20 protein-coding genes and 3 pseudogenes are annotated in these 21,305 nt (G+C 42.6%); 8 read left to right on the forward strand and 15 right to left on the reverse strand.

Annotated features, from left to right (window positions below; all coding sequences use genetic code 11):
- Window positions 1–28: 28 nt before the first annotated feature.
- A pseudogene (gene cysS / locus AVJ20_RS10795) lies at window positions 29–1,462 on the reverse strand (cysteine--tRNA ligase).
- A gap of 175 nt (window positions 1,463–1,637) precedes the next feature.
- On the opposite strand from cysS, the gene AVJ20_RS10800 reads away from it, so the two are divergent.
- From AVJ20_RS10800 to zigA, 3 genes are read left to right on the forward strand one after another with little or no spacing between them, the layout of a single operon-like run.
- Window positions 1,638–2,384: a D-Ala-D-Ala carboxypeptidase family metallohydrolase gene (locus AVJ20_RS10800; RefSeq protein ID WP_111885216.1), complete on the forward strand. Its 747-nt coding sequence runs from the start codon at window positions 1,638–1,640 to the stop codon at window positions 2,382–2,384.
- Window positions 2,377–2,808, forward strand: coding sequence for a Fur family transcriptional regulator (locus tag AVJ20_RS10805; protein WP_111885217.1), 432 nt, complete (start codon window positions 2,377–2,379; stop codon window positions 2,806–2,808). Before AVJ20_RS10800 ends, AVJ20_RS10805 begins: the two co-directional genes overlap by 8 nt.
- Window positions 2,801–3,982: a zinc metallochaperone GTPase ZigA gene (zigA, locus tag AVJ20_RS10810; RefSeq protein WP_111885218.1), complete on the forward strand. Its 1,182-nt coding sequence runs from the start codon at window positions 2,801–2,803 to the stop codon at window positions 3,980–3,982. Before AVJ20_RS10805 ends, zigA begins: the two co-directional genes overlap by 8 nt.
- A gap of 17 nt (window positions 3,983–3,999) precedes the next feature.
- On the opposite strand, the gene AVJ20_RS10815 is transcribed toward zigA, so the two are convergent.
- From AVJ20_RS10815 to AVJ20_RS18935, 3 genes and pseudogenes are all read right to left on the reverse strand, one after another.
- The gene (locus AVJ20_RS10815) at window positions 4,000–4,986 is read right to left on the reverse strand and encodes an IS110 family transposase (RefSeq protein ID WP_111885219.1); all 987 of its coding nucleotides are present in this window, start codon (window positions 4,984–4,986) and stop codon (window positions 4,000–4,002) included.
- Window positions 4,987–5,339: 353 nt separating this feature from the next.
- A complete protein-coding gene (locus AVJ20_RS10820; RefSeq protein WP_111885220.1) occupies window positions 5,340–5,654 on the reverse strand; it encodes a helix-turn-helix domain-containing protein in 315 nt (104 codons plus the stop codon).
- A pseudogene (locus tag AVJ20_RS18935) lies at window positions 5,635–5,945 on the reverse strand (transcriptional regulator). Before AVJ20_RS18935 ends, AVJ20_RS10820 begins: the two are co-directional and overlap by 20 nt.
- 264 nt (window positions 5,946–6,209) lie before the next feature.
- Here AVJ20_RS18935 and ribA point away from each other — a divergent pair.
- On the forward strand, window positions 6,210–6,812 hold the full coding sequence (ribA, locus tag AVJ20_RS10830) for a GTP cyclohydrolase II (RefSeq protein WP_004976959.1): 603 nt from the start codon (window positions 6,210–6,212) through the stop codon (window positions 6,810–6,812).
- Between the two features lie 126 nt (window positions 6,813–6,938).
- Here ribA and trpA read toward each other — a convergent pair whose 3' ends face one another.
- Both trpA and trpB read right to left on the reverse strand, forming a co-directional pair.
- The gene (trpA, locus tag AVJ20_RS10835; protein ID WP_111885221.1) at window positions 6,939–7,727 is read right to left on the reverse strand and encodes a tryptophan synthase subunit alpha; all 789 of its coding nucleotides are present in this window, start codon (window positions 7,725–7,727) and stop codon (window positions 6,939–6,941) included.
- Window positions 7,724–8,935 carry a tryptophan synthase subunit beta gene (gene trpB, locus AVJ20_RS10840; RefSeq protein ID WP_111885222.1) on the reverse strand — a complete coding sequence of 404 codons (1,212 nt, stop codon included), beginning with the start codon at window positions 8,933–8,935 and terminating at the stop codon, window positions 7,724–7,726. Before trpB ends, trpA begins: the two co-directional genes overlap by 4 nt.
- Window positions 8,936–9,037: 102 nt before the next feature.
- Between trpB and AVJ20_RS10845 the strand changes: the two genes are divergently transcribed.
- The 4 genes from AVJ20_RS10845 to AVJ20_RS10860 all read left to right on the forward strand — a co-directional run bounded on the left by AVJ20_RS10845 (window position 9,038) and on the right by AVJ20_RS10860 (window position 11,790).
- A complete protein-coding gene (locus tag AVJ20_RS10845) occupies window positions 9,038–9,919 on the forward strand; it encodes a LysR family transcriptional regulator (RefSeq protein WP_111885223.1) in 882 nt (293 codons plus the stop codon).
- 118 nt (window positions 9,920–10,037) lie between these two features.
- Complete coding sequence (locus AVJ20_RS10850) at window positions 10,038–10,610, forward strand: nuclear transport factor 2 family protein (RefSeq protein WP_171319264.1); 573 nt, start codon at window positions 10,038–10,040, stop codon at window positions 10,608–10,610.
- Window positions 10,586–11,086, forward strand: a complete 501-nt coding sequence (locus tag AVJ20_RS10855) for a chalcone isomerase family protein (RefSeq protein WP_111885225.1) — start codon at window positions 10,586–10,588, stop codon at window positions 11,084–11,086. Before AVJ20_RS10850 ends, AVJ20_RS10855 begins: the two co-directional genes overlap by 25 nt.
- An 11-nt stretch (window positions 11,087–11,097) precedes the next feature.
- The gene (locus tag AVJ20_RS10860; protein ID WP_111885226.1) at window positions 11,098–11,790 is read left to right on the forward strand and encodes a response regulator transcription factor; all 693 of its coding nucleotides are present in this window, start codon (window positions 11,098–11,100) and stop codon (window positions 11,788–11,790) included.
- On the opposite strand, the pseudogene AVJ20_RS10865 reads toward AVJ20_RS10860, so the two are convergent.
- The 9 genes and pseudogenes from AVJ20_RS10865 to nudC all read right to left on the reverse strand — a co-directional run bounded on the left by AVJ20_RS10865 (window position 11,787) and on the right by nudC (window position 20,901).
- A pseudogene (locus tag AVJ20_RS10865) lies at window positions 11,787–13,108 on the reverse strand (sensor histidine kinase). The gene AVJ20_RS10860 and the pseudogene AVJ20_RS10865 overlap by 4 nt on opposite strands.
- A gap of 39 nt (window positions 13,109–13,147) precedes the next feature.
- Window positions 13,148–14,197, reverse strand: a complete 1,050-nt coding sequence (locus AVJ20_RS10870; protein WP_111885227.1) for an SAM-dependent methyltransferase — start codon at window positions 14,195–14,197, stop codon at window positions 13,148–13,150.
- A gap of 8 nt (window positions 14,198–14,205) precedes the next feature.
- Window positions 14,206–14,985 carry a DUF1295 domain-containing protein gene (locus AVJ20_RS10875; protein WP_086197546.1) on the reverse strand — a complete coding sequence of 260 codons (780 nt, stop codon included), beginning with the start codon at window positions 14,983–14,985 and terminating at the stop codon, window positions 14,206–14,208.
- A gap of 25 nt (window positions 14,986–15,010) precedes the next feature.
- Window positions 15,011–16,207 carry an SAM-dependent methyltransferase gene (locus AVJ20_RS10880; protein ID WP_086197547.1) on the reverse strand — a complete coding sequence of 399 codons (1,197 nt, stop codon included), beginning with the start codon at window positions 16,205–16,207 and terminating at the stop codon, window positions 15,011–15,013.
- Window positions 16,204–16,998: a DUF1365 domain-containing protein gene (locus AVJ20_RS10885; RefSeq protein ID WP_111885228.1), complete on the reverse strand. Its 795-nt coding sequence runs from the start codon at window positions 16,996–16,998 to the stop codon at window positions 16,204–16,206. The genes AVJ20_RS10880 and AVJ20_RS10885 overlap by 4 nt, the downstream gene beginning before the upstream one ends.
- The gene (locus AVJ20_RS10890; protein WP_111885229.1) at window positions 16,998–18,290 is read right to left on the reverse strand and encodes an NAD(P)/FAD-dependent oxidoreductase; all 1,293 of its coding nucleotides are present in this window, start codon (window positions 18,288–18,290) and stop codon (window positions 16,998–17,000) included. Before AVJ20_RS10890 ends, AVJ20_RS10885 begins: the two co-directional genes overlap by 1 nt.
- On the reverse strand, window positions 18,287–19,273 hold the full coding sequence (locus tag AVJ20_RS10895; protein WP_111885230.1) for an acyl-CoA desaturase: 987 nt from the start codon (window positions 19,271–19,273) through the stop codon (window positions 18,287–18,289). The genes AVJ20_RS10890 and AVJ20_RS10895 overlap by 4 nt, the downstream gene beginning before the upstream one ends.
- Window positions 19,274–19,409: 136 nt before the next feature.
- Window positions 19,410–19,958 carry a lipocalin family protein gene (locus tag AVJ20_RS10900; RefSeq protein ID WP_111885231.1) on the reverse strand — a complete coding sequence of 183 codons (549 nt, stop codon included), beginning with the start codon at window positions 19,956–19,958 and terminating at the stop codon, window positions 19,410–19,412.
- Between the two features lie 169 nt (window positions 19,959–20,127).
- Entirely contained in the window at window positions 20,128–20,901 is a 774-nt protein-coding gene (nudC, locus tag AVJ20_RS10905; RefSeq protein WP_111885232.1) for an NAD(+) diphosphatase, read from the reverse strand.
- Window positions 20,902–21,305 lie beyond the last annotated feature (404 nt).

Raw genomic sequence — 21,305 nt, forward strand, 5'->3', positions numbered from 1 at the left:
ATGAATCTTAATAAGTAAACATCATTCATTATTGATTGAGTCTCCAAATTGTTTGGGTCTGGGTATCTTCTAAAAGGATGCCACTTTTAAGCAATTTCTGTCGAATTTGATCTGCTAAAGCATATTGTTTATTGCTTCGTGCTGTATTTCTTGCCAGAATCGCTTCTTGGATTTCCTGCTCGGAAAGGGGTGAATCTTGTTCACTAGCTGAGTGCTTTAATATTTTCTCAGGATCATACTGAAAAATATTTAGAATATTGCCGATCCAAAGAAGTAACTGATAATTTTTAATAACGTTTTCTGGGCTCTCTTCTTTTAAGGCTATGTTTAACTGCTTCAATAAGTCAAAACAAATGACGAGTGCTTCAGGGGTGTTAAAGTCATCATTCATGGCTTGGTTAAATTTTTGTATAAAAGGATTACTGTTTAGTTCTGTTTTAATAGCATCATCTTTTGATGTGATAAAGGGTTGTGCGTGGTAAATTGCTTGATAGAATCGAGACAATACTTTTTGTGTATCTTTTAAAATATGATCAGAGAAATCAATAGGACTCCGATAATGAGAACTAATCATTAATAAGCGAATGACTTCAGGATGATAAGACTTGAATGCATCGCGGATGGTGAGAAAATTACCTAATGATTTCGACATTTTTTCTCCATTGACATTGATGAAGCCTGTATGCAACCAGTAATTCACATATTTTTCTCCAGTTGCAGCTTCACTCTACGCAATTTCATTTTCATGATGTGGGAAAATTAAATCACCCCCACCGCCATGAATATCAAAATGGTTGCCAAGATGACACATTGACATTGCCGAACATTCAATATGCCAACCTGGTCGCCCATTTCCCCAAGGCGATTGCCAAAAAGGTTCATTGGGTTTTGAAGCTTTCCAGAGTACAAAATCAAAAGGGTGACGCTTTTCAGTTTCTATGTTGATGCGTTGGCTAGCGCCTGCTTGCATATGTGCTAATTTTCGGCCAGATAATCGTCCATAGTCAGGATAGCTTTCAATGGAAAAATAAATATCACCATTTGATGTTTGATAGGCGTATTTTTTTTGGAATAAGGTTTGGATAATAGTTTGAATATCTTGAATAGAATCAGTTGCTTTAGGTTCTGCATCAGGAGAGAGGCAGCCTAAAGTCTGAAAATCTTTATGCATTGCTTGAATAAAGTGATCCGTCAATTCGCCGATGGATTCGTGGTTGTCTTGTGCTTTTTGAATAATCTTGTCATCGATATCCGTAATATTACGAATGTATTTTACTTTCCAGCCCTGTGATCTTAAAAAACGCACAATCAAATCAAATGCAATCATGGTTCTGGCATGTCCAATATGACAGTAGTCATAAACGGTGATTCCACAGACATAGAGCTTGATCTCGTTTGCTACGATGGGCTCAAAGTGCTCTTTTGAGCGAGTTTCAGCGTTATAAACATACAAATCAGACATTATTTTTTCCTTATTAACCCTCTATAAATTGCAAAAAATTATTAAATAAAATCTCATTCCGCCTACTTAAATTAAGAAGAACAGCTTTTAAATATATTTGTTATGTTATAACATAACAAATACTGAAGCAATCTCAATAAGATTGAGAGCTGTGATATTAGGGTATAAATGAGTAATGAAACATTTTTTAATTTTCGGGGTACTTTTTTGTCTTATCGCATGTAGTCAAAAACCAATACGGCATTTGGTTTCGCAACCCTACTCTTCGGAAGAAGATGACACATTCAAACATAAATCTGTGCAGTCTCGTCCAACACTTCAGAAAATTATACCTGCTTCTTATCAGAACTGGTTATCTCAACCTTTTAATAAAAATCAAGTTCATCGTTATCAATCTTTTTTAAAAAATCAAGACTTGCAGAATGTAGTGCCTGAATTTGAACTATTTCAAACAGCGCGAGATTGGCAAAACTGCCATGCATCTGAATATGAAATTCCACCGCAAGAAATTTGGAACAATATCGTACCGACTTTAAATATTTTGAAGGAATTAATTAATGACAATGTGATTGATGATTTTACAGTCACTTCTGTTTACCGTAACTATGCCTTAAATCGTTGTGCGAAAGGAGCAGATTCTTCCAGACATGTTTTTAATGCTGCACTCGATTTTAGGATTGGTCCAGAACAGCCAATACCAGAAGAACTTACAACGATTCAGCAAACAAAAACAAATTTGTGTCAATTTTGGGTCAAAAATGGTGATCGCTTGAATATGGGACTCGGAGTCTATGCTTCTGGTCAAATTCATATTGATAGTGCTGGATATCGCACATGGGGACCGGATCATAGAAGTACCTCATCTCCCTGTATCACCCAGCTTTTATCTAATCGAAATGATAAAGGAAATGTAGATGAGTGAATTAAAACTTAGTGCGATACAGCAAAGGGTATTAACAATTTTGCAAAATGAGCAGAAAGCAATAAGTGCTTATGCTTTATTAGAAAAGGTAAAACCTTATGGCTTGCAATCTCCAGTACAAATTTATCGTATTTTAAAAAAACTGTCAGGCTATGGCTTAATACTTAGACTTGATACATTGAATAAATATTTAGCGTATGAATTGAAAAATAAACAAAATTACTTACTCGTCACAATTTGTACAGAGTGTCAGACAGTTCAAATTCTTGATTCACCTCAGTTTACTCAAGTGATTGAACAGTCACTTGTTCATCAGGATTTTAGCTCTAAACATCATTGTTTAGAGCTATTAGGTCAATGTGCTTTATGTTTTTCCAAACGTAACAAGCCTTTTATTAAGATAAGTGAGAAAGCCAATGGATAATTTTTTAGCCACTCCAGCCAAATTACCTGTAACTGTGCTGTCGGGATTCCTCGGTGCAGGTAAGACGACGTTACTCAATCATATTTTAAATAACCGCGAAGGTCGTCGTATCGCGGTCATTGTTAATGATATGTCGGAGGTAAATATTGATGCTGCTTTAGTACGAGATGGTGGCGCAGAACTTTCCCGTACTGATGAAAAACTGGTAGAAATGAGTAATGGTTGTATCTGCTGTACTTTGCGGGAAGATTTACTGGTAGAAGTTCGTCGCCTTGCTCAAGAGTATCGTTTTGATCAATTAGTCATTGAGTCAACGGGAATTTCTGAGCCATTGCCCGTAGCCGAAACTTTTACTTTTGAAGATGAAAATGGTGTGTCACTGAATGAGTTTGCACGACTTGATACCATGGTGACTGTTGTAGATGCCTTTAATTTTTTAAAAGATTACAGCTCGTATGATAGTTTGCAACAACGCGGAGAGTCGTTGGGTGAACAAGATGAGCGTACTGTGGTTGACCTGTTGATTGATCAAATTGAGTTTTGTGATGTCATCATCTTAAATAAAGTAGATCTGATCAATGAGGATGATAAACAACGTTTATTTGCAATTCTAAATAAACTTAATCCACGAGCAAAAATTGAAATTTCTGAATTTGGTAAAGTCAATTTAGATAAAGTTTTAAATACAGGGCTTTTTGATTTTAATGAAGCCTCTCAAGCCCCAGGATGGCTGAAGGAATTGCGTGGGGAACATACACCTGAAACCGAAGAGTACGGAATTAAAAGTTTTGTGTATCGCGCAAGACGTCCATTTCATCCACAACGCTTTTATGATTTCATCAATTCCGAATGGAAAGGTGTGGTTCGTTCGAAAGGCTATTTTTGGTTGGCTTCAAACCCAGAGTTTGCTGCTTCTTGGTCACAAGCGGGTGCAATGGCTAGACATGGTGTTGCCGGCTATTGGTGGGCAACGGTTCCTGACGAGCATTGGCCAGAGGATCAGCAAAGCCGTGATGAAATCATCAGAAATTGGGATGAGCGTACTGGGGATGCACGACAGGAAATTGTAATGATTGGAATGGATATGGATGAACAGAGTTTAATCCAACAGTTTGACCAATGTTTACTGACGGATGAGGAAATGGCAGGAGGACCTGAGATACCGTCTTGGTAGTCAATCAGGTTTTGAGATTATTCGACCAATAAATAATCTCTTTGATAGGCAGTCTGATGTTTTAAAACGCCATAACACAGATGTATAAGCTTGCGCATTGCAGCACCTAAAGCACACATTTTATTTTTACCCTGGCTTAATAATCGTTGATATAAAGCTTCAATGTGTGGATTATATTTAATCGCTGTTAATGCCGACATATACAATACTGAGCGTATTTTACTGTCACCTGCTTTTGATAAGTGACTTTGCTTGTTGACTGAACTGCCAGACAACTGATGTACTGGAACCAAACCTACATATGCAGCAGCTTGACTTGCTTTTTCAAACTTGTGCGAATGAAATAACCCCAACAGTAATAAGCCTGATCGTTCACCGATTGAAGGAATAGTTTGCAGTAATTTCAAATCCTGTTTCAATGTTGGATCTTGATCTATGTGATCATTTATTAACTTATCAATATGTTCAAGTTGCTGATTTAAATACTCAATATTTTTTTCAAGTAATTTAATCACAACAACAGAGGTATGAGTGGACTGTGCCTTTTCAAGTCGATTCTTTTCCTGCAATAGACTACCTAGATAGACATCTCGTCTGCCTAGTAAAGCTTTTAATAATCTGACATTTTCAGGTTCAGGCTGCCATATGATTAACTTTGCGGTGTAACCATAACGTGAAAGAGCTTCACTATCAGCTTTATCCGTTTTATTTAGCATGGACATGCCTTTGGCAAAGGCTCTTACTCGTGAAGGATTAGCCACACAAACCTTTACACCTGCATCATATAGATAATATCCCAAATTCTCATGATAAACCGAAGTCGCTTCCATGATTGCTGTCACTTGATCAGGTTCAATTTTAAGAGTGATGAGCCATTTGAGCAGACTACCAAAGCCACTTTCTGTATTAGTAAATATTTTATTTTTTCTTTTTCCAGTCAAACCTTGAGGGAAAATGCAACAATCTATTTTGGTTTTACTGACATCAATACCTAGCATAATCATGGTGATATTCCTTGAGTTTAAGCTATGCTTTTTATCCCATTAACCATCATCTTACCTTGTGAATACAGCATCAAAGTGCTTAGTTACCGTTCAGAGTTGTATGAGGGATAAGGGCAAATTGTAGGTTTTATCTCAGGTTCAAATTTAAGATTTTAGCAGCATTCCAAACTCTACAATTTGCGTATAGTGGTAGCTAATCACTATATCAATCAAGATACAAGAAGCATTGCTGCGTAAGATAGCCATTTCTTGGATCTCCAAAGTTAACGTTACGTTATCTTTAGAGGGAAGTACTGTCCATTATTTTGGCTAGAATCAATAGGCCAATAGCCCTCAATCAAGAGCTATATAAATCAAGCCAGGCTTTCTTTTACAAATTGTGGATCAACAATAAATAATCGAATAAGCGATGTTGCTGCTCCTGAAGGTCTTCTAGTACCTTGTTCCCAAGATTCGAGTGTACGTCTCGAAACACCCAGAAGTTTGGCAAATTGCTCTTGTGTCAGTTGAGCCTTTCTACGAGCTAATGCTACATCGGTCTCAGTAATTACAGTTCTTTTAGCTGCATTATTAGCAAACATATCATCTATACCTTGCAAGATTTCAGCTTCAATATCTCTGGTTGCTTCAAAAGCTTCGAGTTCTTTTTCAGTCATTAAACGAGTCATTTAATTTCTCCACCAATGCTTGAAGAGTTTTTTTACTAAGCTGTACAGTTTGCTTTTTACTGTACAGGGTTACCAAATCTCTCCATTTGTTAAACGATTAAAGTAGATGACTCTGACACCACTACTTTTACCTCTCCCACCGCTCGTCCAACTAATTTTACGAATGCCACCTGAATTAGGCTCTACATCTCCTGCTTCAGGATTTAATGCCAAGAATGTTTTGAATTCTTCCTGAGTCCAATAAACAAGACAGTATTTAGTAAATAATGGGGTTTCACATATTGTATACATTACTTGTATTTATACTACCTTGTAGTAATTTATTCTATACGACTATGTAGTATTTTTAAGTATTAATTTTGAGTTTTTTGTTTTTAGTTCTTACATAATTCCAAAGCTAAAATTAGATGTAACTTATTGCTTTTTTTATTGAAATTTACTTCAGACACTAAAAAATCTTGTGTTTTCACATAAATTTCACTATCTGAGAACTATTTTAGGTGGAAAGTAATAGTTGAAAGTTTCTAAATTCTTAAAATACAGGGGTATAATTAAATGGCTATAGAATTTGTTTCCAAATCAAAGTTACCTACTGCATTTGGCGATTTTGAAATTATAGCATTTCAAGACCAAAGTACTGGTGAAGAACATATTGCTCTTGCCAAAGGCATGGGTACTATTTCTAATCAACCTGTACTCGTTAGAATTCATTCAGAGTGCTTAACAGGTGACGCTTTTGGATCACTCAAATGTGATTGTGGCCCCCAATTACATTCAACCATGAAAATGATTAATGATGCAGGTCAAGGTGTGATCTTATACTTGCGCCAAGAAGGTCGCGGCATAGGACTAACCAATAAAATTCGAGCTTACGCCCTTCAAGACCAAGGACATGATACTCTTGACGCCAATTTATTATTAAATTTACCAGCAGATGCTCGTAAATATGATATGTGTACCATTATGTTAGATTATTTAAAAATAAAGAATGTAAAACTCATTACAAATAATCCCCTTAAAATTAAATCTTTAACTGATTTAGGAATTAATGTTGTTGAACGTATTCCTTTAAAAGTTGGTTTAAATATCTTTAACAAAGCTTATCTTGAAACAAAGCAAAAACGCATGTCACATCTATATGATAATAGTGATTTTTAAAAAGCGATCACTTTTAGAAAAATATCCACGTATAAAGTTCCATCTCCCTTTCGGGAGAAGGACAAGATAAAATATTGTTTTATATTCAATTATGGTTTTTAAAGAAGATTTATGAAAGCTGCCTGACTATTCTTTATTTTGTCTCAGTATCTGTGCAAAAACCGTCACTTTTTCTAAAGTAGCATTCATTCCCTTATTAAAAAAAGTATCGACAAGCGCTGAGCCAATGATAATAAGATCTACTTTATTGGCTAGTGCTTTAACATGGCTTTCATTTTTGATCCCAAAGCCAATTGCAACTGGGATATTAAAAATAGGCTTGATTTCAGCAATCTTTTTCTCAATATTAGCCAAATTTAAGTCTCCTCCTGTTAAGCCATTTTCTGCAACATGATATAAAAATCCTGTCGCGCGTGCTGAAATTTGCTCTAACCTTTCAACTGGGGTCGTCGGCGCGGTCATTGCAATTAAATGCATATTTTTTTCATTTAATTGCACCTCAAATTTTTCTCGATATCCATATGGAGCATCTAAAATCAATATTCCATCTATAAGATTTTCTGTTTCGGCGATAAGTGTCTCAAAACCATATTGCATCATCGGATTTAAATAAGTCATGAAAATTATTGGTGTCTGGTCATCATGCAGCCTGATTACTTTTACCAACTCAATGGTCTGTTTTACCGTTTGACCTGCATCTAAAGCCCGAAGATGCGCTGCCTGAATGATCTCTCCATCTGCCACTGGATCAGAAAATGGAATACCCACTTCAATAATGTCAGCCCCTGCTTGACCCAATTGGCTTAGCAGACGACAACTTTCGGTAAAATTAGGATCTCCAGCAGTAAAATAACAGACCAGACCGCTTCGATTTTCCAGTTTCAATTGCTCTAATTTTTGATCTAGACGGTTCATGCTGTAGCTCCTGCAAGATATTTTTTGACCGTGTTTAAGTCTTTGTCTCCTCTGCCACTTAAATTGACAATAATGATCTGTTCTGGCTGCATTTCTTGAGCAAGTTGAATCGCATACGCAATCGCATGAGAACTCTCAAGAGCAGGAATAATACCCTCCTGTTGGCTTAAAAGCTGAAAGGCATTTACTGCTTCTTGATCGGTGATCGCCGTATATGTAACACGTCCTGTTTCAAACAGAATGCCATGCTCAGGGCCAATACCAGGATAATCTAAGCCGGCCGATATAGAGTGTCCTTCTAAAATCTGCCCATCTAAATCTTGTAATAAATAGGTTAAATTGCCATGCAGCACACCGACCTGACCTTTGCAAATAGAAGCGGCATGTTCATCGCTATTTATTCCTTTTCCACCTGCCTCAACGCCAAACATTTTGACATTCAGGTCTTCTAGAAAAGGATGCATCAACCCTAATGCATTTGATCCCCCACCAACGCAAGCAACTAGAGCATCAGGCAGTTTATTTTCTTTCAGGAGTATTTGGTTTCTGGCTTCTAGACCAATAATTTTCTGAAATTCTCTGACCATCGTCGGATATGGGTGAGGGCCTGCGCCAGTACCCAACAGGTAATAGGTTGTATCCACATGACGAATCCAGTCACGTAATGCTTCGTTCATGGCATCTTTTAAAGTCCCACGACCCTTTTGAACACTTCTGACTTCAGCACCGAGTAATTTCATGCGTTCAACATTCATTTGTTGGCGCTGAATATCTGTTTCTCCCATAAAAATGGTACATTTCATCTTAAATAGCGCGCAAACCGTTGCTGTTGCAACACCATGTTGCCCAGCACCCGTTTCTGCAATGATTCTGGTTTTCCCCATAAATTTAGCTAATAAGATTTGTCCTACACAATTATTGATCTTATGCGCACCCGTATGGTTCAAATCTTCTCGCTTGAAATATATTCGAGCGCCGCCTGCATAAGCTGTTAGGTTTTTTGCATAAAAAAGAGGACTAGGACGACCAACGAAGTCCGTTAAAATCTGCTGATATTCAGCCCAAAATTCAGGTTTGTCCCGAACAGTATTAAAGGCTTGCTCTAATTCTTGAAGTGCTGGCATTAAGCTCTCTGGCATGTAGCATCCGCCAAATTTACCAAAAAATCCCAAGTCATCAGGACCATTACCTGTATAAGGGGTTGTCATCTCATATCTCTTTTACTATCAAAACTCGTTCGATCTTAAAATATTTTCATTTTTCTGATAATTGATATATTTTGAGCTTATGGTATTAGAAAATTTTACAACATGAAACGCAGAACATTACCTCCTCTTAATGCTTTAAAAGCTTTCGAAGCTGTCGCCAGAAATAAAAGTTTCAGCTTAGCTGCCGAAGAATTATGTGTCACCCATAGTGCGATTAGCCATCAAATAAAGCAGTTAGAAGAATGGTTGGATAAAAAATTGTTTATTAGACATTCCTCGACCATCTCTCTGACGGCGGATGCCGAAGAATTATCGCTCGTTTGTACGCAGCTTTTTAATCGTTTAGAACAATGCGTCTTTGAGTTAACAAATAAAACTTCAGAAGTAGAAGTTGTCATAGGCGCTTCTCATAGTTTTATGGCAAATTGGCTGATTCCTCGATTAGAAAAGCTCGAAGTCATTTATCCCAATATCCATATCAAATTAATGACATGTAATGACTTAAAATTGTTAGAAAAAGAGAAGGTTGACATATTTATCAATAGCGTCAGTGAGCATCATCTACTTCCAAACTTTTTGAATAAATATCTGTTATTTCCCGATAACATGGGTCCTATTTGTAATCGTGAAATAAATCTTCTTCATTCCGTAAATGATCTTTTAAACTATCCATTACTTCATACCCACTCAAATAAAAGTGCATGGCATACATGGTTTGATCAGTTTCAAATAAGCTTTTGCCCAAAATCCAATGACCGTTATTTTGATAGTCTGAATTTAATGATAGAAGCTGCCGTGTCTGGGTTAGGAATTGCCATAGCACCTCAAATTCTAGTAGAAAAAGAAATGTTAAATGGAAAGATCATTGCCCCTTTTGGTTTTATCTATTGTGACTATAATTTTTATGCAATGGTCAGAAAAAATAACGAAAATCGTGATGTTATGAATATCATTGATTGGTTAATGGCCGAAGAAAAAAGTTAAACATTTAATCTTTGATTTGAAAAGTTCTATTCAATTGCTCATCTATAACGTCTATTTCACATTCTGTTCACGCTGTGCTGCCTAAGGTATAAACATACACTTCATACGGACACTGATGATGAGACTTGTAAAAACACTAATTGCTACAGCCTTATCCTTGCCGCTTCTGTTGTTAGCCGGATGTAAAAGTATTCCCAGTTATTCAGCCGATTACGTCCAATCCAGAAACGGTATTCAGGGGATAGCGCTGGATCAGGCTAAAGCTCAGGATATCGGCCTCCGCTTTACCTCAGCTTTTAATACTTTGGGCACACCAGAATTTGTGGAAAGAGCCGGATCGCTGTATGCCGACCAGCTGTTTATTAACGATACCCTATCGCAATTTTCATCCCGTCAAAATCTACTCGAGCACTTTCAAGGTATGAACAAACGGGTCAGCAAGGTCAGCGTCAAGCTGTTAAACGCTTCTTATCATCAGGACTCTGCCTACGTGCACTGGCATATGACCTATGATTTTAAAATGTTCGGCACGACCCGCAGTATGGACTCTTACGGTATCAGTGAAATCAAGATCAACGAAAACAACAAGATTATTTTCCAGCAGGATTTCTGGGACCCTGCGAACGGCCTGTACCGTTCCCTGCCTTATGTTGGAGGGGTCTACTCATGGCTACTGCCTTTCAAAAAATAGCGATTAGTACAGCGTTAGTGATGGGATGTAGCTTCTGTCCATGGGCACAGGCACAAAGCCTGAATCAATGCGGCAATGGTCCGCTAATGGTGGGTCAAAAACAGGTCGGTATGGCCAGTTATTTTGCCGAAAACTGTAGCCAGTCCTGGGAAAAACAAAATATACATATGGACTTTTCCTATACACAGAATATTCCGGAATGGGCATTTAAGCGTGCGGCCACACATTTACTGAAACGTAATGTTAAAGACGCAAAAATACTTGCTCTATTCAACCCAATCACCGATTTGTATCGTCCGGTCAGATCAGGCGACCTGTACCGTTTAAAATACAACCATGCTACACAGACCCTGAGCTTATCTTTGAACCAGCAAAGTTTAGGGCAGCTTAAACATCCTCTGGCACAACAATATTTTAATATATGGCTGGGTCCCCAGCCATTTAGTGCTAAATTAAAACAGCAATTATTAAATTAGTATCTGCCGCTATGTCGAAACATTTTATCCTGATGGTTGAAGACCATTATGAACTGGCCTCTACCCTATGCGAGTTTCTGGAAGAACATGGCTTTGTGGTCGATCATGCCCGCAATCTGAGTGCTGCTAGACAATTACTGAAACAGCAACGCTACCATATCTTGCTACTAGACATTAATTTGCCTGATGGTTCTGGTTATGAATTGTGCGAGTGGTTACGCAATGAAGAAGGGTTGGACTTACCTGTCTTGATGCTTACCGCTCGGGATACCTTGGATGATAAACTCAAAGGCTTCAATTCCGGCACGGATGATTATCTGGTCAAGCCCTTTGACTTTAACGAGCTGGTGGTTCGGGTCAAGGCCCTGATCAAACGTTCTCTGGGTGAAGTATCTAGCAGTCGTCTGCAAATTCATGACCTAATTTTGGACCCAGCAACACAGCAGCTAACTCGAGCTGGGCAGAACATTGAATTGCCTCCTATTCAGTTTAAACTTTTGAAGCTACTGATGCGTCACTCTCCTAAAGTACTGACCAAACAGGAAATTATGATGGAGCTTTGGGGTGACGAAGAGCCAGAAAGTGATGCTCTGCGCAGTCATATCTATAATTTACGCAAAATGGTCGATAAACCCTTTGAACAAAAGCTGATTCACACCATATCCGGGATTGGTTTAAAGATTGCTTTCGAAGATGAAGCCTAATTTAGGTACACAACGACAATCAGTCCAGTGGTCATTGCCAGGTCAACATTCTGATGAGTGCCAAGATAATATTGCCTGTCAAACAGCTCCACACGCCAACCTAGCTGTTTGCATAGCTTTTGCACCAATTGCAATCCAATGCCATGCCCTTTGATTTCCAGTTGTAGCTGCTGGCCAGACAGTTCCTGAACCTTAGAATTGTTAGGTAAAGGCATGCCGACCCCATTGTCAGCAATCAGCACTTTATTTTTTTCCAGAATCACATCAATTTCTGTGCCCTGTGAATAGTTCAGCGCATTGCGCAGAATATTACCAAACACCATTTTGGTCATGGATGGGTAAAGTTTACGCGGCTGTTCATCGAGGTCTTTTTGCAGGTCAATCTGCATGCCTTTGTTATGACTGACACTCTCTAGATCCTGCACCAGATTGTCCAGACATTCTGAAAGCATGGTCGGTTCAGCAGTTAAAGTATTGGTGGTATTGCGGGCAATGGCCAGCAAGGTATCGACCAGCAGCTGCATGTCTTCAATGGTGTTATGCAGGCGGGTAAAGGACTTGTTGTCGCCATAGCGTGCCTGACACAGCTGCACATTGCCTTTTAAAATGGTCAGTGGCGTGCGCAGCTCATGGCTAACATCTCCGGTAAATTCACGCTCACGCTGAATAAATTCGCTTAATACCTGATGATATTTTTCCAGCGCCTGCTTGAGGTATTCAGCTTCCAGATTGGAGTCGGTGCGGATGTCCTGAAAAGGCGAAGCCTGATTTTTCTGATGTTCCCAGTCGATATGTTCCAGCGCATTGGCCAACCGGGTAATCGGGGAAAAATAACGTCGGGCCGACGGTTCCACCACCACAATACGCTATATAGCACAAACAGGCTGACCATCAGCGGTGCCAGACCAAACAGCCAGACCAGCTTGTTGACGTTGCTTTCGCCAAACACCAGCAGCACATGCTGTCCGTCTTTTTCACCATACACGGTCATGCGCTCCTTGCCATCGACAAAATGCCGGTTCACCCCTTGCTCAAGCTGCATGTGGCGAAATTGGACTGGCGGCACATCGCTCCAGCGGTAACCATACAGATTTTTGGTGTCGGGCAGTTCAGCAGCCGGATTACGTTCCAGCCGCTGCCAGTAGTGTGACATTTCCTGTTCTAGCGCAGTTCTGAGCAGGGAACCCTTGATTACCCAAGCACTACAGCCAATCCCGATCACCACAGACAGGGCAATGAATCCGATTTGCAGCCAGTAATAGCGGTTAAACACCTCACCCAGAGGATGATCGTGTTTGTCCCTGAACAGCTTTAACATTGGTGCATTCCCCGCTGGCCCATCCGATTCGCCATTCAATTATACGGTTTTCTTTTTAAACAGAAAGTGACCGATCACCCACTCGCGTCCATGCTCATAACCGAACAGCTCGGCACAGGCCATAAAGAAAATCCGCCAGCGTTGCCACCAGATGGCGGCATCTGCACCATAGGTCTGTTCAAACAGGGGCTGCAGCTCGACCTGTTTCCGGTCCATGTTCTCCAGCCAGGCATTTGCGGTGCGTTCATATTGGGTGCCTGCCCATTGCCAGTGCTGTTCCAGCTGCAAATGCTGCTGGAAATGCAGGAAGGTTGAGGCTGCAGGCATCAGACCGCCACTAAAGAAATATTTTGACATCCAGTCAAATTCATTTTTCACTTCAAACGGATAATGCAGGAAACGGTGACAGAAAATATGGCACCACAGCAAGCCATCTGCTTTCAGCCAGGTGCTAATATTTTCAAACAGTTTTTGGTAATTACGTACATGTTCAAACATTTCCACCGAAACCACACGGTCGAAAGAAGCGGCTTCCAGTTGCAGTACATTGACGTCGCAGGTAATCACGGTCAGGTTATCCAGTTTTTTCAGATTGGCCTGTTCTTGAATGTACTGGCGCTGGGTCGAGGAGTTCGACACCACAGTAATGCGAGCCTTGGGATAATGTTCCGCCATGTACAAACTGAAAGAACCCCAGCCACAGCCTATTTCCAGAATATCCTGTCCATCCTGCAACTGTGCACGCTGGCAATAGCTGGCCAGTGCCGCTTCTTCCGCCTGATCCAGTGTGGTATGAGTATGTTCAAACAGGCTGGCGCTGTATTTCAGACGTTTGCCCAGTACTGCCTGGAAAAATGCGGTGGGCAGTTCATAGTGCTGCTCATTGGCTTTGTCGGTCTCGATGGCAATCTCGCTGTTTTTTAGCATATGCAGCACATCCATATAGCGCTGTGCCGCCAGTGCCGGGTCGAAGCGTCCTTCCTGTGCCAGGCGTTTTTTGCTTAAAGTACGAATGCCGGTCCGAATCACCGGATCGGGCAGTTTGCCACTTTCGATCAGTTTTAAAGATTGTTGAATCATAAAGTCCATGTATTTACCTACTCTTTGGGTGGCCACGGAATAAACATTGAAGTTCGTCGTTGATAGTCTTTATAGTTGTCGCCGCGATGTGTCAGCGCCTGTTGTTCACTAAAGGGAATACCGGTGATGTAGTACAGAAACAGCCACATCAACAGTGGATACAGCCATAATTCATAAACACCTGCCGCCAGACCGAGGATTGGATAGGCAAACCAGTGCAGCCATTCAAAGAAATAGTTTGGATGGCGTGAATATCTCCATAAGCCTTGGTCCAGGGTTTTGCCTTGGTTTTGTGGATTCAGTTTGAAACGGTAGAGTTGCTGGTCGGCCGTGCTTTCCCCCATCAGGGCCAGCAGCATGATCATGCCTGCCACAAATACCGTAGCCTGTGTCCAGTCATTCCACTGCTGGATTGGAATGCTCAGTAGCTCAAGCATCGGATAGGAAAACAGCACCACCAGACCGGCCTGAAACATAAAAAAGGCCAGAAAACCGAGATGCTGATAATCGCCCATGGCCCGGCGCATATTGGCATAACGGGTATCTTCTGCAGTTTCATTGGCATAACGGCGCAGTAGATGCCAGGTCAGGCGTAAAAACCAGATGCCGCTAAACACGCCCAGAAAAACCCGAACCAGCAGCGGTGCAGTTTCCATGACCCAGGCCGAGATAATGACGTTGAGTGCAATACCAAAGCTCCAGGCCACATCGACCAGTCCGGCACGCTGGTTATAGATCACCAGCAGCCAGCTACAGAACATGATAAAGACATTCAGCACCAGTAAATTCAGCAGCATGTCAGCCCTCCTGTTTTATCTTGGCTTAATAAGCACTGGCTTCGAACAGCAGATGCACATCACTGATCACGCCTTCGCGGAAGCCACCTTCGCAATAACACAGATAAAAATCCCACATACGGATAAAGCGCTCATCAAAGCCGAGTTGCAGCACCTGATCACGCTGCTCCAGAAAACGCTGACGCCAGCAGTTTAGGGTTTGGGCATAGCTCTGACCGATATCTTCCAGATGCTTGAGACGCAGTTTTTGTTCGGAAGCGGCTTGGGTCATGACACTAATACAGGGAATAAAACTGCCCGGGAAAATATAGCGCTTGATATAGTCCACGGTATTCAGGGCTTTGGCATAGCGTGCATCTTCAATGGTAATGGCCTGAATCAGGGCCAAACCGTTCGGTTTTAGCAATTCACGGCATTTACGGAAATAGGTCGGCAAATACTGCTCACCTACTGCCTCGATCATTTCAATCGACACCAGCTTGTCGTATTTGCCTTCCAGTAGACGGTAATCTTTCAGCTGGACAGTGACGCGATGTGATAGTCCGGCTGCAGCGACCCGGGCCACGGCTTCATCATACTGTGCCTTGGAAATGGTGATGGTGGTGACTTTACAGCCATACTGCTGCGCGGCATAAATGGCAAAACCGCCCCAGCCACTGCCAATTTCGACTAAATGATCCATCGGTTTCAGTTTGAGTTTCTGGCAGATCAGCTCTTTTTTATAATCCGAAGCCTGTTCCAGACTCATACCCGGCTCTTTAAATACCGCACTGGAATACATCATGCTGCTATCCAGGAACAGCTTGAAAAAGTCATTGCTCAGGTCGTAATGCTCGGCAATATTTTTGCGGCTGCCATCAATCGAATTCTTGCGCGATTTGTACCAAGCCTTTAACAGCAACTGGCTGGCCTTGGCCACTGCATTCTGATTCATCCGGTCCAGTACATCGCGGTTACGTGCCAAAATGCGGATCACATCCACCAGATCTTCACTGCTCCAGTAACCGCGGATAAAACCTTCTGCCGCACCAAGCACACCATTACGGAACAACAGTTCCATCAGACGGGTATCATGCACCTGAATCACGGCCTGCAGATCACTGTTTTCGCCGACTGTCCCGTTCCAGACGCCTTTAAAAATCAGCTGACCATGCCGCAATTTCAGCAAATGACGCAATATCACTGGCAGTGTGCTTTGCTCTCCCATTAACAGTGTTTTCATCGCAATGTGTTTCCTTTTTCTTTTTTAGGATGTCGGTAAAACGGAATTTTCTTTTTCCATAAACGGAAGGCATGCAGATAAATTCCGCTGACCATCCTGAAGGGTTCAAGAACTTTCAACACAGCATAGCGATACTGCTGTGAAGGAACCGTGATGGCCTGCAGAGAAAATTTCAGGGTGGCATCAAATTGCAGCACGCCCTGCTGAAACAGCTGCATATGAATCACGTTCTGCTGATCAGAGAAGCTGAAGCGCCAGCGGTAATCCAGTACCATCGGCATGAACGGTGATACATGAAAGGCCTTTTTAAAATCAAACTGGTGACTCTGGTACGGCGCATATTCAGTTGCATTGTGCCGGCAGTCATGGATATAGACCTGACGTTCATTCCACGGTGTATTGGTAATTTCACTCAGTACAAAGAGCAATTGGTCGGTGGCATCAAAGACCAGATAAAACACCACAGAATTAAAGCGAAAGCCGAGTGTGCGTGGCAAGGCCAGAACCCGGATAGACGCGGCATGCGGTAATAGGTAGTTTTCCCGCTTGATCAGCAGGCGTGCGACCTTCTGCCGAATCGAACCACATTCCATGGTCAGAAAATCCCGCTCATCCAGGGTCAGGAAATTCCAGTGTCTGGAAGACCAGAGCCAGGATTTTTGGGTAAAGCTTGAGAGTTGATCCGGATCAAACCAGAGATAGGTCAGTTGGCTCTCAAAAGCATGGGCTTTGGGCAGGTAACGGCGATGCCGGATTTCGGCAGCGGCGATCGCCAGTGGATACATCTGCATCATGCGCTCCTAGCTGCCTGCTCGGTCTGCTGCAATAGCTGATCGACTACCCATGAAGCGCTACGTGCCCCATCCTCATGAAAGCCCCAGCCCCAGTAAGCGCCACAGTAGGAGGTGCGGTTCTGAGTATTGACCTCGGCCCAGCGTTGTTGTGCTTCAATCGCCGGGGCATCAAACACCGGATGACGGTAATGCCGTTCTACCCAGACTTTTTTAGGATCCAGGGCAAAATTAGGATTCAGGGTGGCAAAGACCTGGGTTTTGCATTGCAGGTTTTGCAGCTGGTTCATCCAGTAACTGAAACCATAGTGCATACCACTGTGCTGGAATGGGGTCTGTTCGGTGGCCTGACTCGGGGTCACATGCACATGCCAGCTGGCCCATTGGCGTCTGGATTTTGGCATGATGCGGGTATCAGAATGCACCACCATGCGGTTATCCTGATAGCGGAACTTGCTCAGTACGTCCAACTCCTGCGCGGACGGGTCTTTCAGTAACTTCAGGCTGTCATCAGCATGGCTGGCAAATACGACCCAGTCAAAACGTTCGCTGCCCTGTGTTGTTTCAACCAGCACATCATTGGCACTCCGCGAGACATGTAGAACGCCGGTCTTGCGGAAGATAATATTGGCCTGGGACTGAATCGCACGAACGTAGCGAGCCGATCCACCCTTGACTGTGAGCCATAACGGTCGGTCTTTCAGTTGTAACATGCGATGATGCTGGAAAAAGCTCACCACAAACTTATAGGGAATTTGTCCGGCTTGTTCCACCGGACAGGACCACAGCGCCCCGCACATCGGATAAAGATGTTCCTGACGGAAGGCTTGGGAATAGCCATGCTGATTCAGATACTCATCAATACTGAGCTGTGCATCGACTTGTTCCACATCCAGATCTTTATTGGCGGCATAGAAACGGAACAGATCCGACAACATCGCGCGAAAATCAGCATTCAGAAAATTTTGTGGGCGGAAAAGCAGGGAGAATTTTTTTGAAGGATTGTACTGTAAGCCGCTGACCTGATTATTCACCGAAAAGCCCATGTCACTGCTTTGTGATTGAATTCCAAGTTCTTTCAGCATGGCGCAGAACAGCGGATAGTTATGCTCATTAAACACAATAAAGCCGCTATCCACCGCGACCTGTTCACCGTCTATATTGAGCTGATGGGTATCGGTATGACCGCCGAAGTAGTTATTCTTTTCAAAGACCGTGACCTCATGCACTTTGCTGAGTTTCCAGGCAGCATACAGACCGGAAATACCTGAACCAATAATTGCAATTTTCATGGTGATTCCTTCGATTGAATTTTGTGAGTGCCTGTCGTAGCGGCTTTTTTCTGTTTTCTGGCCTGAGCAATTTTACTGACTTGATAGACCCTTGCCGGAATGGGTTTGATTCCCCAGACCAGTCCGAGCCAGGACATGAGTTTCAGCAGATAATAGGTGATATCAATCTGCCACCAGTAAAAGCCTTGCCGAGTACTGCCAGCATAGTAGTGATGGTTGTTATGCCAGCCTTCGCCCAAGGTAATAATGGACAGGAATAAGTTGTTGCGGCTTTGATCTTCAGTGTCAAAATCCCGGCTGCCGTAATGATGCGCCAGTGAATTGATACACAAGGTGGCATGGATCAGTAACACGGTAGAGATGACAAAGCCCCAGACCAGCAATTGCAGGCCTGACGTACCGAGTTGCGGCCAGGTGATGGCTAGCCATTCCCCAAATGCATAAATTCCGCCTGCGGTCAGCAGCACCACAATTAAACTGAAGCGATCCAGCCAGATCAGTTCCGGATATTTCAGCCAGTCCTTAATGACTTCTTTACGCGTGGCAAAATTATATTCATTTAAAAACCAGCCGACGTGGCTGTACCAAAAACCATGCGTCGAGGAATGCGGATCTTGCAAGGTATCGGTATAGCGGTGGTGATAACGGTGATGCGCCGCCCACCATAGCGGACCACGCTGTGCACTCATGGTGCCAATCAGCACAAACAGGAACTGCACTAGACGCGAGGTCTGAAAAGTTTTGTGTGACAGATAGCGATGGAAAAAAGCGGTGATGGAAAACATGCGGATCAGGTAGAACAGCAGCATAAATCCCAGCGCAAACCAAGATACTCCCACCCAGAACACGGCGAGACAGGCCAGATGTAATAGAATAAAGGGTAAAATCCTCAGCCACTGAATCTTACTGTTTTCAGCCGTCAGTGTTTCGGGCGCTGTGGGTGTAGACCAGCTGTCTATCCATCGCATCAGACTTTTCAACATGGACTCATCCTATTTCAAGCGACTGTCTTTATTCCATTTGATGAGTCTAATCAGTCAGATATGAATTTTATGTGAAGTGAAATAAAAAAAAGCCGAACTGTAGAGAGACTAATGAGTTCGGCAAAAGGGTAACAGATTAATGCGGCAATTTGATCAGTTTTGTGATGTCATAACCATAATATTTTGCTGTTTCCAAAAAGGACTGATAGGTGGCTTCATCCAGTTGCGGTTCACGCGATAAAATCCACAGGTATTTGGTACTCGGTCCACCGACCAGCGCCACTTTATATTCCGGATCGACGCGTAATACCCAGTAATGCCCTTTGGTAAACGGAATCCATCTTAAACCTGGCGGCAAAAAGCTGACCTTCAGTTTGCTGTTGCCCGCATTTTGCGTATAGGCAACTCCTTCGGAGCTGATCATTTCGCCATTAGCAATCCGGCAACTATTCAAGACCTGCATGGTCTGATCGGCATTGAGGCGATATTGCGCTGTGATATCCGAGACGCATTTACGCTGAAAATACATCGGTAAATGTGCAATTTCATACCACTTGCCTGCATACTGCTGGATATCCACCTGATCGACTGCCTGAGGTGCAGCAGTTTCTGCTCGGATCGTGGTACTTAAGCTGATGATGGCCAGTGCCGTCGCTGCAAAAACAGACTTGAATCGCATGTTCATTTTTTAGCCTTTCTTGATTACAGCCTTAAGATAACCAAGCTGGATGTGAACAAAGTGTGAAGATCAAATGCTGCGATTCAGGGTCTATTGGTCAGGAAATGCCATCTGAATATTCAGGACCCAGTGCGTTATCGCAGTTTATTTGAGAGACCCAAACAGGATTGCTGTTTCAAAGCCACTCTTTGCTGTCATCTGCAACAGGCGTTCCATGCATCACATGCTGAATCATGGCATAGGCGATACTGCCCTTGAACGGAATTTCGGGTAACTGGTCAAATTTGAAAAACTGTGCATCGCTGAGTTCATTTTCCTGAATCTGGATGTCCCCTGCATGATATTCCGCCTTGAAAGCCATCATCAGGTTGCTGGGAAACGGCCATGGCTGGCTGGCCAGATATTGAATATTTTTGATCTGCAGCCCCACTTCTTCCAGCGTTTCACGGCGGACTGCCTCTTCCAGGGTTTCCCCGACTTCAACAAAGCCGGCAATCAGGCTGTACATCTGGGTTTTGTTGCGAGCATTTTTTGCCAGCAGAATTTCATCTGTACCCCGGGTAATGATGGTAATTACACAAGGATTCACCCGCGGATACTGGTTATAGCCACAGGATGGACAGACCATGGCATACTGGCTGGCGTGCTGCTGGGTGGCGTGACCGCATTTACTGCAAAAGCGGTGATTACGGCGCCATTCCAGTAACTGTACCGCACGGCTGGCCTGTTCAAACTGTGTTCTGCCCCAGACTTGCACCAGTTGCCGGATCGGAACCAGCTGATAACCTTGCGGCACCGGTTCGTCTTCTTTCAGGTCACGGGCAATGACCCCGCCATTTTCCGTCAGGTTCAGGTCGTGCTGCAGTCTGGCTACCTGCGGCAACTGAAAATGCTCATCCACCAGTAATTGCTGCTGTCTAAAAATATACGCTTTTGAATGCATGCTCATGACAATTCCCTGATTAAAAAAAATCCCATACAGAGGGGTGTATGGGATAAAACTAAGGAAGTTTACATGGAGTAACTTCTGGCCAGATACTATGCGCAAGCTGCCTGAATTACAACCATAATAATTTGTATCTTTTTGATTAAAATCACATAATCTTCACACCACCTATGGATTAAGGAATGATGCAATGTGAATTTCATCAATGGGCTGTAGCATTACGGAGATGGACAGTCTTTTATTGCAGCAATCATGATTCCTGTGCAATGTCAGCAAATCTGGTCGAATTGAATTGATTCAACATGCGCGTTGATCTTTATTTTCACAAAAAATTGAACTGTTCGGCTTTACACTGCGCTCTCTTTCACTGGTTCTGAGATAGGTATGCGTTTCGGTTTAATTCTGGG

The organism is Acinetobacter sp. CFCC 11171, assembly GCF_003268405.1.
GTDB classification, from domain to species: domain Bacteria; phylum Pseudomonadota; class Gammaproteobacteria; order Pseudomonadales; family Moraxellaceae; genus Acinetobacter; species Acinetobacter amyesii.